Annotated in this window: 10 protein-coding genes and 1 pseudogene; 4 read left to right on the top strand and 7 right to left on the bottom strand. The window is 73.8% G+C overall.

Features of this window, described 5'->3' with window-relative positions:
- From ABZU32_RS38115 to ABZU32_RS38125, 3 genes and pseudogenes are all read left to right on the top strand, one after another.
- Positions 1–1,459: pseudogene (locus ABZU32_RS38115) on the top strand (hypothetical protein); the annotation flags it as partial.
- 259 nt (positions 1,460–1,718) lie between these two features.
- Positions 1,719–3,401 (top strand): protein kinase, encoded by a 1,683-nt coding sequence (locus ABZU32_RS38120; protein WP_354930944.1) that lies wholly within the window; start codon positions 1,719–1,721, stop codon positions 3,399–3,401.
- A gap of 43 nt (positions 3,402–3,444) precedes the next feature.
- Positions 3,445–4,962, top strand: a complete 1,518-nt coding sequence (locus tag ABZU32_RS38125; protein WP_354930947.1) for a protein kinase — start codon at positions 3,445–3,447, stop codon at positions 4,960–4,962.
- 116 nt (positions 4,963–5,078) lie between these two features.
- Here ABZU32_RS38125 and ABZU32_RS38130 read toward each other — a convergent pair whose 3' ends face one another.
- The 4 genes from ABZU32_RS38130 to ABZU32_RS38145 form a co-directional block, all read right to left on the bottom strand.
- A complete protein-coding gene (locus ABZU32_RS38130; protein ID WP_354850350.1) occupies positions 5,079–6,008 on the bottom strand; it encodes an RluA family pseudouridine synthase in 930 nt (309 codons plus the stop codon).
- Positions 6,001–6,708, bottom strand: coding sequence for a signal peptidase II (gene lspA / locus ABZU32_RS38135; RefSeq protein WP_354930950.1), 708 nt, complete (start codon positions 6,706–6,708; stop codon positions 6,001–6,003). The genes ABZU32_RS38130 and lspA overlap by 8 nt, the downstream gene beginning before the upstream one ends.
- Positions 6,681–7,091: a TraR/DksA C4-type zinc finger protein gene (locus ABZU32_RS38140; RefSeq protein ID WP_354930953.1), complete on the bottom strand. Its 411-nt coding sequence runs from the start codon at positions 7,089–7,091 to the stop codon at positions 6,681–6,683. Before ABZU32_RS38140 ends, lspA begins: the two co-directional genes overlap by 28 nt.
- 85 nt (positions 7,092–7,176) lie before the next feature.
- Entirely contained in the window at positions 7,177–7,446 is a 270-nt protein-coding gene (locus ABZU32_RS38145; RefSeq protein ID WP_354930956.1) for a DUF167 domain-containing protein, read from the bottom strand.
- A gap of 345 nt (positions 7,447–7,791) precedes the next feature.
- Here ABZU32_RS38145 and ileS point away from each other — a divergent pair, with 345 nt between their 5' ends.
- Entirely contained in the window at positions 7,792–10,950 is a 3,159-nt protein-coding gene (gene ileS / locus ABZU32_RS38150) for an isoleucine--tRNA ligase (protein WP_354930959.1), read from the top strand.
- A gap of 149 nt (positions 10,951–11,099) precedes the next feature.
- On the opposite strand, the gene ABZU32_RS38155 is transcribed toward ileS, so the two are convergent.
- The 3 genes from ABZU32_RS38155 to ABZU32_RS38165 all read right to left on the bottom strand — a co-directional run bounded on the left by ABZU32_RS38155 (position 11,100) and on the right by ABZU32_RS38165 (position 14,115).
- Positions 11,100–12,326 (bottom strand): sigma-70 family RNA polymerase sigma factor, encoded by a 1,227-nt coding sequence (locus ABZU32_RS38155; protein WP_354850340.1) that lies wholly within the window; start codon positions 12,324–12,326, stop codon positions 11,100–11,102.
- A 43-nt stretch (positions 12,327–12,369) separates the two neighbouring features.
- Positions 12,370–12,741, bottom strand: a complete 372-nt coding sequence (locus ABZU32_RS38160) for a YciI family protein (RefSeq protein WP_354930962.1) — start codon at positions 12,739–12,741, stop codon at positions 12,370–12,372.
- A 132-nt stretch (positions 12,742–12,873) separates the two neighbouring features.
- On the bottom strand, positions 12,874–14,115 hold the full coding sequence (locus ABZU32_RS38165; protein WP_354930965.1) for a beta-ketoacyl-[acyl-carrier-protein] synthase family protein: 1,242 nt from the start codon (positions 14,113–14,115) through the stop codon (positions 12,874–12,876).
- Positions 14,116–14,158 lie beyond the last annotated feature (43 nt).

Here is a 14,158-nt window from a genome sequence, read left to right on the forward strand (position 1 = left end):
GGGCGCCGCGGGAAAGGCCGCACGGCCGCGCACGACCGGAGAGCCTAGGACGGCCGGAGAGGGCGGGCAGGCCGCGCCGGACGCCGGGTCCGCGGGGGCCGGTGACCAGGAGGCCGGTGTCCCCGCGTCCACGCGGACCGCCGGCACCCCTTCGACCGGCGACGAGGCGCGGGACCGGCGCCTCACGGACGACGACGAGGCCCGGCGACGGGACCTCGAAAGCGGCGAGAACGAAGCCGAGCGTGAAGACCGCCTCGCGGACGCGGGCAGGAGCGCGGCGGAGCGGGACCAGGCCGCCGGGTCCGCGGAGGCCGACCTCCCCGGGCCGGCCGGCCCGCGGTCCACGGCCCCGTCCCGCCCGGACGGCAGGGCCGGGCGGCCGGTCAAGGCGCCCGTCCAGCCGGTCAGGCCCACAGATCCCGTGGAGCGGTCCGCCGAGCCCGCGACCTCCGCCGGGGCCGGTGAGCCGCAGCGTCCGACGAACGTCCCGAGACGACCAGGCGCGCCCGGCACCGACGCGCACACCCGGCCCGAGACGCGCAAACGCCCCTACGGCGGCTCGTCCGCCTCCCCCGCCGCGGCCTCCTCCGAGGCCCTGGCCGCCTCCTACGAGGGCCCGGCCCCGTCGGCCTATGACGACATGACCGGCCACGGCGCCACCTCGATCGCCCCGCCGGTGGTCCCCATGGCGCCGGACGAGGACGGCTCCGGCGACCCCCGGCGGCCGGTGCCGCTCCTGCGCGTCGTCCTGGTCGCCATTCCGGCCCTGCTCATCGTGGCCGGCGTGGCCATGTGGCTGGGCGCGCGCGAGGCCTCCGACACCCCTTCGGACGGCGCGGCGTCCGGCGGGCACTCCTCGGCCGCTTCGGGCGACCCCACGGGCGCCGGAGGGACGGCCCCGCCGTCCTCCGGGGCGTCCCCGGCGCCGTCCGGGGACGCGTCCTCCTCGCCGTCGTCCTCGCCGAGCGAGACGGCCGAGCCGACGTCCTCCCCCAAGCCGACCTCCTCCAGTCCGGCGGGCGTCCCCAAGGGGTGGCACAAGTACAAGCACTCCAGCGGGTTCTCCCTCGCCCTCCCCAAGGGGTGGCACGTGGACGGCCGGGGCAACGGGGAGGTGCGTTTCCGCGGGGACTCCCACACCTACCTGGAGGTCCACCACACCGGGAGCCCCGAGTCCGACGCCCTGAAGGTCTGGCGGCGCGACGTGCCGGGCATGAGCCGCAACTTCCCCGGCTACCGGCTGGTCGCCATCAGGGAGGTCAAGGGCTACTGGAAGACCGCGGCCGACTGGGAGTTCACCTTCGGCGACAGCCGCTTCCGGTCGCGCGTGATCGACCGCGGCTTCGTCACCGACAAGCACAACGGCTACGCGCTGCTGTTCAAGACCGAGGACAAGGACTGGAAGGCGAAGAAGAAGCTCTTCGACACCCTCGCCGCCACCTTCAAGCCCGCCAAGTAGCCCACCCGAGACACCATCGGGTGGCAGCGGCTCCCCCGCCCGCGGGTCGCCGCTCCGGTGCCCGCCGGACGTCCGTCGCACGCTCGGCGGTGGTCGGCCGCCGGGGACGGCCGCCGGCGCCGGGAGAGTGGTCGGCGCCGGGACGGTCGTCGGCCGCCGACCGGGAGCGGTGGTTCGACGTCCGCCGGGCGGCGGTCCGGTGCCCGCACGCGTCCGGTTATGGGACGATGCGGTGGCCGGGAAGGGAGGGCGGGGCGAGGTGACCGCTGAGACGCAACGCCGGGTCGCCGGCAGATACCGTCTGCTGGAGCCGATCGGGCGCGGCGGCATGGGCGTGGTGTGGCGGGCCCACGACGAGCTGCTCGACCGCCCGGTCGCGGTCAAGGAGGTCCTCTACCGCGCGATGAGCGAGGAGGACCGCGCCGCCTTCAACCGGCGCACGATCCGCGAGGCGCGGGCGGCCGGCCGGCTGGACCACCCGTCGGTGGTCGTCGTCCACGACGTCATCGAGGAGGACGGCCGTCCCTGGATCGTCATGCAGCTCGTGCGATCGCGCTCGCTGGGCGAGGTGCTCAGGTCCGCGGGCCCGCTGGAGCCGCGGACGGTGGCCGACATCGGCGGGCAGGTGCTCGACGCGCTGCGCGCCGCGCACGCCGCAGGGGTGCTCCACCGGGACGTCAAGCCCGAGAACGTCCTGCTCACCGAGGGCGGCAGGGTGGTGCTGACCGACTTCGGCATCGCCACCATGCCCGAGGAGACCGCGCTGACCACGACCGGCGGCCTGTCGGGCACCCCCGCGTTCATCCCGCCCGAGCGGCTGCAGGGCCGGCCCGCCGTGCCCGAGTCCGACCTGTGGTCCCTGGGCGCGACGCTGTACGCCGCCGTGGAGGGCCGCCCGCCGTTCGACCGTGGGGCGCCTGTGCCGACGATGGCGGCGGTGCTGAACGACGAGCCTGAGCCGCCCCGGCTGGCCGGGCCGCTGGTCCCGGTGATCGCCGGGCTGCTCCGCAAGGAGCCGGGCGCGCGCCTGTCCGCCGCCGAGGCCGCCGAAGCCCTGCGCCGCGTCGCCGCCGGACAGGGTGCCGCGTGGCAGGCGGGGCAGGGTCCCGGGTGGCAGACCGGGCAGGGTCCCGGGTGGCAGACCGGGCACGGTCCTGGACCGGGGGCCGTGCCGCCGTTCCAGGGCGGGACGATGCCCGGCGCCGCCCATGCCCAGTGGTCCACCTTCGAGGGGCCGGCGGCCGGGACCGGCGGGCCCTCCCGCCGGCCGAGGTCCCGGGCCGCCGTGCTCGTGGGCGTCCCGGTGCTGGCGGTCGCCGTCGGCCTGGGCGGCTGGTACGGCTACCGGCAGGTCGCGGGCTCGGCGGCCGCCTCCTCCCCCACACCGGCGCGGACGTCCTCGGCGGCGGCGCCCTCGTCCTCCCCGTCAAGCCCGAGCGCGACCCCGAGCGCGAGCCCGTCGCGCCCGAGCCCGAACCCCTCGGAAGCGGGTATCGCCCTGCCGGGGGGCTGGCGTCCGCACACCGACGCGCTGGGCTTCAGCGTCGCCCTCCCCGAGCGCTGGTCGGAGTTCGGCCGGGACAAGACCCGCGTGCACTTCCACATGCCCGGCTCGCGCGGCTTCCTGCTGGTCGACACGACCCCGTGGACGGCCGCCGACCCGCTGACGGCGCTGCGGGAGGTGGAGGAGCAGGCCGTGGCCAGGAACCGCCTGCCCGGCTACCGCCTGCTGTCGCTGCGCGCCCTGACCTACCGGGGCCGGCCGGCCGCCGACTGGGAGTTCACCTGGACGATGTCGTCCGGGCGGGCGCACGTGCTCGACCGCGCCTTCGCCACGGCGGACGGCCGGCAGTACACGATCTACTGGCACACGACCGACGCGACCTGGAAGAGAGATCGTCCCCTTTTCGAGATGTTCGTGAAAAGTTTCCGGCCGTCCTGACTACGAGTGCATGTGACCGAAATTTTGGGGTAGCCAGCCCAACATGCCGGATTCCTCCCAGGTCACAGACCGAGTCGTGGCAGGCCGATACCGTCTGCTGGAACCCATCGGCCGAGGTGGAATGGGCACCGTCTGGCGGGCCCATGACGAGATTCTCGGCCGCGAAACAGCCGTCAAGGAGCTGATCGCGCCACCGGAGCTCACCGGTCCGGAACGCGAGATCTTCGCGACGAGAACCTTCCGGGAGGCGCGCGCCGCCGGACGGGTCAGCCACCCCGGCGTCGCCACCGTCTACGACGTGTTCGAGGAGAACGGCCACCCCTGGATCGTGCTCCAGCTCGTGGACTCCGACACGCTCGGCGCCGTCGTCCGCGACCAGGGACCGCTCCACCCGGTGCGCGTGGCCGAGATCGGCCTGGAGGTGCTGGCCGCGCTGCGCGCCGCCCACCACGCCGGGGTGTTGCACCGGGACGTCAAGCCCGACAACGTCCTGCTGGCCAAGCACGGCGGCCGGGCCGTGCTCACCGACTTCGGCATCGCGACCCTGGAGGACGACTCCCCGGTCACCCGGACCGGCACGCTCATCGGCACCCCGGCGTTCATCGCGCCCGAACGGGCCGCGGGCGGCCAGGCGACCCGGTCCTCGGACCTGTGGTCCCTCGGCGTCACGCTGTACGTCGCGGTGGAGGGGCGTTCGCCGTTCCAGCGCGGCAATCCGCTGGCCACGCTCGGCGCGGTCATGCACGACCCGCCCGAGCCGATGCGGCTGGCCGGCCCGCTCGGCCCCGTGCTGAACGGCCTGCTGCGCAAGGACCCGGCAGAGCGGCTCACCGCCGCCGAGGCCGAGCACTACCTGCGGATGGTCGCCGCCGGGATCCAGCCCGAGCCGACCACGCCGGCCCTGCCCGTGCAGGCGCCGGCCCCGGTGCCGGCCCAGGCGTCGAGCCCGACCAGGGAACGGCCGGCCGCCGCCCCGATCACCGACCCGGCGTCGGTGCCGCCGCAGACCAGGCCGGGAGGCGGACGCGGCATCGCGCTCGCCGGGCTCACCTCGCTGATCCTGTCGGTCGGCCTGGTGGCCGGCGGGCTGGCCTGGGTGACCGCCCGCTCGGCGGGCACCTCGACGCCGGAGGTCTCCCCGACCGTGCGGGTCACGGTGTCGGTCACCCCGACCGCCGAGCCGGTCACCCGGCGCTCGGGCCAGGACGGCTACACGCCCTCGCGCGGCGGGCAGCCCAGCGTCCACGCGCCGGTCTCCTCGGCGGCCCGCACCGGCCAGGGGCGGCCGACGCCGGACCGGACCAAGGGCGGCGAGGACAAGCCGACGCCCAAGCCCAAGCCCTCCGCCAAGCCGACGCCCAAGCCCAAGCCCAAGCCCACCAAGACCCAGAGCGACAAGGGCGAGAACGACCCCGTGCCGCCCGGTGAGGGCGGCGACGAGCCGCGCGGCGACGGCCAGGACGGCGGGGGCGGCGGCGAGGGCGACGTCACCAACGACCAGGGCCAGACCAGCGGCGACGACGCCTCCTACGTCGACGGAGGCCCCCTGTCGGGCACGTGAGCCCGGACGGCGGCCCGGCGGCCTGACCGTGATCAGACTGGGCGGACCGGACGGCGCCCGGCGGTCCGGCCGTGATCACCCGGCGGACCGGACGATGCCCGATGGCCCGGCCGTGGTCAGGACTCGGCGCGGACGGCGTCCAGCGCGCGGGACAGCTCTTCGGGGTAGCCGCTGGTGAAGGTCACCCGCTCGCCGCCCGTCGGGTGGTCGAACGACAGCGAGACGGCGTGCAGCCACTGGCGGGTGACGCCCAGCCGCGCCGCCAGCGTGGGATCGGCGCCGTAGGCGAGATCGCCCACACATGGGTGGCGGGTGGCCGACATGTGCACCCTGATCTGGTGGGTGCGGCCGGTCTCCAGCTTGATGTCGAGCAGCGACGCCGCCCGGAACGCCTCGATCGTGTCGTAGTGGGTGATCGACGGCTTGCCGCCGGCGACGACGGCGAACCGGCCGTCCCCGGCCGGGTGACGGTCGATGGGGGCGTCGATGGTGCCGCGCAGCGGGTCGGGGTGGCCCTGCACCAGCGCGTGGTAGTGCTTCTCGACGGTGCGCTCCTTGAAGGCGCGCTTGAGCCGGGAGTAGGCCACCTCGCTCTTGGCCACCACCATGACGCCGGTGGTGTTGGCGTCCAGGCGGTGGACGATGCCCTGGCGCTCGGCCGCGCCGCTGGTGGCCACCCGGTGCCCGGCGCCGAGCAGGCCGCCGAGGACGGTCGGGCCGGTCCAGCCGACCGTCGGGTGCGCCGCCACCCCGATCGGCTTGTCGATCACCACGATGTCGTCGTCCTCGTACAGGATGCCCATGCCCGGGACGGGCTCGGCCACCGGCACCGGCTGGCCGGGCGGCGGCGGGATCACGACCTCCAGCCACGCGCCGGCGTGCACGCGGTCGGACTTGGCCGCGGCGGCGCCGTCGACCTGCACGTCGCCGGCGGCGATCAGCTCGGCGGCGCGGGTGCGGGAGAAACCGAACAGCCGGGCGAGGGCGGCGTCCAGGCGCTCGCCCTCCAGGCCGTCGGGGACGGGGAGACTGCGCTGCTCACCCACGGGCGCCGCCCTCCGCGTCGCCGCCACCGCCGGCAGTGCCGTCAGCGCCGGCAGTGCCCTCAGCGCCGTCAGTGCCGCCGGACCGGGCGGGGAGCTCGTCACCGGCGCGCGATCCGTCGATCTGGTAGCCCCGCCAGGCGAGGAACACCGCCAGGATGCCGCCGCACACGATCGCCGAGTCGGCGATGTTGAACACGGGGAAGCGGGTGACCGGGAAGACCTCGATCCAGTCGACGACGTGCCCCTGGAAGGGCGCGGGGTAGCGGAAGAGGCGGTCGGTGAGGTTGCCCAGGGCCCCGCCGAGCAGCAGGCCCAAGGTGATCGCCCACGGGACGCTGCGCAGTTGCCGGGCCGTGCGCAGGATCGCGACGACGACGACGGCCGCGATGACCGTGAAGATGATCGTCATGCCGGTGCCGATGCTGAAGGCGGCGCCGGAGTTGCGGATCACCCGCAGCTGCAGCACCCCGGCGATCACGCGGACCGGCTCACGACCCTCCAGCACGTCGACCACGATGGTCTTGCTGAGCAGGTCCAGAACGTAGACCAGCACCGCGAGGGCCGCCAGGGCGCCGATGCGCCGCCCGCGCGGCGCATCGCGCCCCTCGGCGCGCTCTGAAGGCTCGGGGGGCTCGGGGGCCTCGGGCGAGGGGGGCACGTCCGGCGAGGCGTTCAGCGGCGTTCCTCCCGCTGCTTGCACGACACGCACAGCGTCGCCCTCGGGAACGCCTGCAGCCGCTCCTTGCCGATCGGCTTGTGGCACGATTCGCACACTCCGTATGTTCCTGCGTCGATGCGGGCGATCGCCCGCTCGTTCTGCGCGACCAGATCGCGCGCATTCAGGGTAAGGGCGATCTCGCGTTCCCGCTCATAGGTCTTGGCCCCCGCATCGGCCTGGTCGTCGCCGGCGCTGTCGCTGATGTCGCCCGAGGCGATCTGCGACTCCGACCTCGCCACCTCCGCGTTCAGCTCGTCGATCTCTCCGAGCAGGCGCCCTCGGACCTCGGAGAGTTCCCCCTCGGTCCAGCCGGCCGCCCCGCTCGTCTCCGTGGCGGTCTTCTCCGCCCGCGTCACACCGGCCATCGAGGCCTCCTCGCCGATCCACCTGTTGAGCAGTGCGGGAAGCATAGGTCGGCCATATCCGAAGAACAAACGACGCGCCGACCGTTTACGCCATCCGTAACGCCACAGCCCTTTCGGTCAATTCCTGGTCGTTACCGGTTATCTCCACGACCTTGTCCCTGCTTGTCGCTCCGGTTACGAGACGTACCGCCGCCCGCCGCACGCCGAAGGCGTCCGCGACCGCGCGCAGCGCCGCCTCGGTGGCCCTGCCGTCCACCGCCCGGGCGTTGACCTTGACCACGACCGCCTCCTCGCCGTAGGCGCCGCCGACGGACTCGCGGGCGGCGCCCGGCCGCACCCTGATGGCCAGCCTCATAAACGTGTCGGCTCCTTCCCCAACGTGGGATATCGTTTCAGTTTGCAAGGCATTGATGGGGACGAGTACCTCCGAGCCCCCTCGCACGAGCGACCCGGGGACGGTGCGAGCCCGGGGCGAGGCCCGGAGGGAAGATCACCCCGGAGCCGCCGGAAGAACGGCCGCGCCCGTACGACGGTCACGGCCCAGTAGACCCGGCAGCGGTGAACAAAGAGAGGGCCTCTTTTCGGCAGATCTTCTTTGGGGGAGATCCGCGGGGGAGGTCAAGGAGGGTGGTACCGCGGGGCCCGGCGCCTCGTCCCTCCACGCCATGGAGAAACGCACGCGTGGAGGTCTGCCCCTACGATGTCCGCACCCTACTTCCGCTCGCTCGCCGCCCAGGTGGACCTGCCCGCCCTCGAGGCCGAGGTGCTCGACCGCTGGCGCGACGGCAAGGTCTTCGAGCGCTCGCTCGAGCAGAACGCAGACGGCCCGGCCTGGGTGTTCTACGAGGGCCCGCCCACCGCCAACGGCATGCCCGGCGTCCACCACGTCGAGGCGCGCGTCTTCAAGGACGTCTTCCCCCGCTACAAGTCGATGCGCGGCTACAACGTGGCCCGCCGGGCCGGCTGGGACTGCCACGGCCTGCCGGTCGAGGTCGCGGTGGAGAAGGAGCTCGGGCTGTCCGGCAAGCCCGAGATCGAGGCGTACGGCATCGCCGAGTTCAACGAGCGCTGCCGCGAGTCGGTGCAGCGCCACGTCGACGCCTTCGAAGAGATGACCGAGCGCATGGGCTACTGGGTCGACATGTCCCAGGCCTACCTCACCATGGCCCCCTCCTACGTCGAGTCCGTCTGGTGGTCGCTGAAGGTCATCTGGGAGAAGGACCTGCTGTTCCGCGACTTCCGCATCACGCCGTACTGCCCGCGCTGCGGCACCGGCCTGTCCGACCACGAGCTCGGGCAGCCCGGCGGGTACGAGAACGTCACCAGCCCGTCGGTGTACGTCCGCATGCCGGTCACCTCCGGGCGGTTCGTGGGCACCGACCTGCTCATCTGGACCACCACCCCGTGGACGCTGGTGTCCAACACCGCCGTCGCCGTGCACCCCGACGTGACCTACGTGGTCGCCTCCAAGGAGGGCGAGCGGCCGGTCATCGTGGCCGAGCCGCTGCTCGAGGGCGCCCTCGGCGAGGGCTGGACGGCCGGCGACCGCTTCCCGGGAACCGAGCTGGAGCACACCCCCTACTCGCGGCCGTTCGACCTGGTCGACATCCCCGGCGCCCACTTCGTCGTGCTGGGCGACTACGTCACCGTCGAGGACGGCACCGGCCTGGTCCACCAGGCCCCGGCGTTCGGCGCCGACGACATGACGGTCTGCAAGCGCTACGGCCTGCCCGTGGTCAACCCGATCGGCCCGGACGGGCGGTTCCTGCCCGACGTGCCGCGGGTCGGCGGGACGTTCTTCAAGGACGCCGACGAGGGCCTGACCGACGACCTGCGGGCCCGCGGCCTGCTGTTCCGCGGCGACCACTTCGAGCACGCCTACCCGCACTGCTGGCGCTGCCACACCCCGCTGCTGTACTACGCGCTCCCGTCCTGGTACATCCGCACCACGCGCATCAAGGACCGCCTGCTCGCCGAGAACGAGCGCACCGCCTGGTACCCCCCCACCATCAAGGAGGGCCGCTACGGCGAGTGGCTGCGCAACAACGTCGACTGGGCCCTGTCCCGGTCGCGTTACTGGGGCACGCCGCTGCCGCTGTGGGTGTGCACGACCGACGAGTCGCACGTCACCTGCGTCGGCTCGCTGAAGGAGCTCGGCGACCTCGCCGGGCGCGACCTGTCGGCGCTGGACCCGCACCGGCCCTACGTCGACGACGTCGCATTCCCCTGCCCGGTGTGCGGCGACGAGGCCCGGCGCGTTCCCGACGTCATCGACGCCTGGTACGACTCCGGCTCGATGCCGTTCGCCCAGTGGGGCGCCCCGCACCTCAACAAGGAGGCCTTCGAGGCGGCCTACCCCGGCCAGTTCATCTGCGAGGCGCTGGACCAGACGCGCGGCTGGTTCTACTCCATGATGGCCGTCGGCACCCTGGTGTTCGACCGGTCCTCCTACGAGAACGTGCTGTGCCTCGGCCTGATCCTCGCCGAGGACGGCCGCAAGATGAGCAAGCACCTGGGCAACGTGCTGCAGCCGATCCCGCTGATGAACCAGCACGGCGCCGACGCGCTGCGCTGGTTCATGGCGACCTCCGGGTCCCCGTGGTCACCGCGCCGGGTCGGGCACGCCGCGCTGGAGGAGATCGTCCGCAAGGTCCTGCTGACCTACTGGAACACCACCTCCTTCTTCACGCTGTACGCCAACGCCGAGTCCTGGTCGCCGGCCCGGCTGGCCGAGGCCCCGCCGCACGCCGAGCGGCCGCTCATCGACCGCTGGGCGCTCGCCGAACTGCACCGCACGGTGGCCGAGGTCACCGACGCGCTCGAGGCGTTCGACACCACCCGCGCCGGGCGGCGGCTCACCGAGTTCCTCGACGACCTGTCCAACTGGTACGTCCGCAGGTCGCGCCGCCGCTTCTGGTCGGGCGAGGAGTCGGCGTTCGCGACGCTGTACGAGTGCCTGGAGACCGTCACCCGGCTGCTGGCGCCGCTCGTGCCGTTCATCACCGACCACGTGTGGGACGTGCTGCGCGCGCCCGACGCGCCCGCGTCGGTGCACCTGACCACCTGGCCGAAGGTGCGCGAGGACCTGCTGGACGCCGGGTTGTCGGAGCAGATGGCGCTGGTGCGCCGCCTGGTCGAGCTGGGCAGGTCGGCGCGCGCGTCCAGCGGGGTCAAGACCCGCCAGCCGCTCGGGCGCGCGCTCGTCGGCAGCCCGCGGTGGTCGTCGCTGCCCGGCTCGCTGCGCGAGCTGATCGCCGACGAGCTGAACGTGCAGGCCCTTGAGGACCTGTCGGCGTACTCGGCCGACCTGGTGTCCTTCACCGTCAAGCCGAACTTCCGCGCGCTCGGCAAGCGGTTCGGCAGCGACACCAAGGACATCGCCGCCGCCCTCACCGCGACCGACCCCGCCGAGCTGGCCGCGGGCATCCGCGGCGGCGGGACGGCGACGGTGGTCGTGCACGGCGAGCCGGTCGACCTCGGCCCGGACGAGGTGATCATCACCGAGCAGCCGCGGGCCGGCTGGGCGGTGGAGAGCGGCGCGGTGGGCACCGGCACCGGCGAGACCGTGGCGCTGGACCTCGCGGTCACCCCGGAGCTGATGCGCGCGGGCCTGGTCCGCGAGGTCATCCGCCTGGTGCAGGACACCCGCAAGTCCAGCGGCCTGTCCATCACCGACCGCATCGACCTGTGGTGGACCGCCTCCGGCGACCTCGCCGAGGCCCTGCGCACCGGTGGCGCCAAACTCGCCGAGGAGGTCCTGGCCACCTCCCTGACCGAAGGCACTCCCCCGCAGGACCTCCCCGCCCACCACGACCCTGACCTCGGCCTCACCTTCCACCTCACCCGCACCAGCGCCTGACCCGCACCGTATCGAGGGCCCCGGAACACACGTTCCGGGGCCCTTTACGATGTAGATCAGTATTGACCACGCGCCGGACATGGTCACTTCGGCCGAATCGGTGAGGGCGCCGGCGCATCTGACCATGGTCGCCGGCCGAGCCGGAGAGGTCAGCTCAGTGTGGCCGCCTTGCGCAGCAGCACTGAGCGTTCGCGCTGGTTGGCGCACAGCCGGGCCGCCAGTTCGAGCTCGGCGCGCGCTTCCGGTCGCCGTCCGAGCCGGGCCAGCAGCTCACCGCGCACTGTCGGGACCAGATGCGAACCGGGGAGCCGGTCCGAGGCGACCAGCTCGTCCACGATGGCCAGGGCGCGCGCCGGACCCGAGGCCATGGCGACGGCGACGGCCCGGTTGAGCTCGACCACCGGCGAGGGTGCGACCCGGCCGAGTGCCTCGTAGAGCAGCACGATCCGGTCCCAGTCGGTCGCCTCGACCGAGGGCGCCGACGCGTGGGTGGCGGCGATCGCGGCCTGCAGGCCGTAGGGGCCGAGGCCGCGAGTGGACGCCTTGGCCAGCGCGGCCAGCCCGCGGCGGATCGCCGAGAAGTCCCACCGCCGCCGGTCCTGCTCGCCGAGCAGCACGGGCGAACCGTCCGGGCCGGTCCGGGCCGGGAAACGCGCGGCCGTCAGCTCGCACAGCGCCAGCAGACCGTGCACCTCCGGCTCGTCCGGCTGCAGCGCGGCCAGCGTGCGGGCCAGCCGGATCGCCTCGTACGCGACGTCGGGGCGCAGCAGCCGGTCGCCCGACGTGGCCGTCGACCCCTCGGTGAAGATCACATAGAGGACGCTGAGCACGCCGCCCAGCCGCTCCCGGCGCTCGGCCGCCGGCGGGAGTTCGAACGGCACCCCGGCCGCCGCGATCGTCTTCTTGCCCCGGGTGATGCGGGCCTGCACGGTCGGCACGGGTACCAGGAACGCGCGGGCGATCTCCTCGCTGGACAGGCCGCCGACCACGCGCAGGGTCAGCGCCACCCGGGCCTCGGGGGAGAGCACCGGGTGGCAGCTGACGAACATCAGCGCCAGCACGTCGTCATCGATCTCGTCGGGATCGATCTCTTCGTCGACCGCCGAGTCGGCCGTCACGTCGGCGGCCAGCAGGGCGTATCGGTCCTGGAGGGCGGCCCGGCGGCGGATCGCGTCGATCGCCCGCCGCCGGGCCGTGGCCATCAGCCAGCCGGCCGGATTCGCCGGAGAGGCGAGCGGCCACGACACCAGCGCCTCGGCCACCGCCTCCTGGGCCGCGTCCTCGGCCAGCCCGAAATCGCCGGTGAACCGGGTCAGCGCGGCGACGATCCGCGCCGACTCGATCCGCCAGACGGCCTCGACATCGGCCGTGCTCATCAGATCCGGCCGTTGCTCGCGCGCCCGGCCCGGTCCCCGGTGATCACTGGTCGACCTGCGGGACCTCGTCGCTCCCGGGCACCCGCCGGACCTCGATCTTGGACCCGCGGGCCGCCGGGACCCGCTTGGCCCACTCGACCGCCTCCTGTTTCGAGGCGACGTCGAGCAGGAAGAAGCCGCCGAACAGTTCCTTGGTCTCGCCGTACGGCCCGTCCGTGACCACCGGGGCCTCGCCGCTGAAGTCGACCACGACGCCCTGGGCCGGATCGTCCAGCCCTTCGGCCGCGAGGAGAACGCCGGCCTTGACCATCTCCTCGATGAACCGGCGGGTCGTGGCCATCATCTCGTCGATGTCGGCCATCATGGCCGCGTTCGACTCGTCGGTGCCCCGCATGATCAGCAGGTACTTCGACATCGCGTTCTCCTCCTCCGCCGGGGCCGCCTCTCGGCCCTCGCACCCACAGGTCGAACGAGCGGCCCGCAAATCGACACGACCCCGGAGGAATCTATCCCCGCGCCGATCGACGACCGTCCCCTCAAGAAGCGTTCAGCGCCCACCATAGGACTGCGGGGTGGTGAAGAGCAGGCAGGCGTTGTGGCCGCCGAAGCCGAAGGCGTTGGTGAGGGCGGCGGTCCAGCGTCCGCGGCGGGGGTGGCCGGTGACCACGTCCAGCTTGACCCGCGGGTCGAGGTCGTCCAGGTTGCGGGTGGCCGGGACGACACCCTCGCGGAGGGCCAGCACGGTGGTGATCGCGCCGAGCGCGCCCGCCGCCCCGCACAGGTGGCCGGTCATCGACTTGACCGCGGTGACCGCCGGATGCGCGCCCACCGCCTCGGCGATCGACTCGGCCTCGGTCACGTCGCCGAGTGGAGTGGAGGTGGCGTGCGCGCTCACATGCCCGACGTCGGCTCCGGTCAGAGCGGCCGAGGCCAGGGCCAGCCGGATGGCGCGCGCCTGCCCGGCGGAGTCGGCCGCGGTGATGTGGCGGGCGTCGGAGGTGACCCCCGCCCCGGCCAGCGTGGCGTGCGCCCGTGCGCCGCGCGCGGCGGCGAAGCCGGCGCGCTCCAGGACCACCAGCGCCGCCCCTTCCGCCAGGACGAACCCGTCCCGCGCGGCGTCGAAGGGCCGGGACGCCTCGGCGGGGGCGTCGTTGCGCCGCGACAGCGCCTTGGCCTGGGCGAATCCGGCGAAGGTCAGCGGATGCAGGCACGCCTCGGCGCCGCCCGCCACGACCACGTCGGCGCGGCCGAGCCGGATCAGGTCCAGCCCCATGGCGATCGCCTCGGCTCCGGAGGCGCAGGCGCTCACCGGGGTGTGGGCGCCCGCGCGGGCGCCGAGTTCCATGCTCACCACGGCCGCCGGCCCGTTCGGCATCATCATCGGGACGGTGTACGGCGAGACCCTGCCGGCCCCGGACGCCTCCAGCAGATCGTCCTGGCCGAGCGTGGTCAGCATCCCGCCTACCCCCGTGCCGATGACCACCGCCAGGCGTTCCGGCTCGACCGCGGGCGCTCCCGCGTCCGCCCACGCCTCCCGGGCGGCGACGAGCGCGGCCTGCTGACAGCGGTCCAGGCGGCGCGCCGCCACCCGTCCCAGCACGCCCGCGGGGTCGGCCGCCATCCGTCCGGCGATGCGGACCGGAAGGCCCTCGGCCCACTCCTCCTCGATCGGCACAATGCCGGACCGCCCTCCGAGCATCGCCTCCCACGTGCCCGGCACGTCACCGCCGAGTGGCGTCGTGGCGCCGAGCCCCGTGACCGATACGCCCGCCTTCGCACTGACCTGCACTCCATGGCCCCTTCCGTCGCCGGGGAGGCCGCGCCGGCATGGC

The organism is Sphaerisporangium sp. NPDC005288, from assembly GCF_040607475.1.
In the GTDB taxonomy this organism is placed as follows: Bacteria; Actinomycetota; Actinomycetes; order Streptosporangiales; family Streptosporangiaceae; genus Sphaerisporangium; species Sphaerisporangium rhizosphaerae.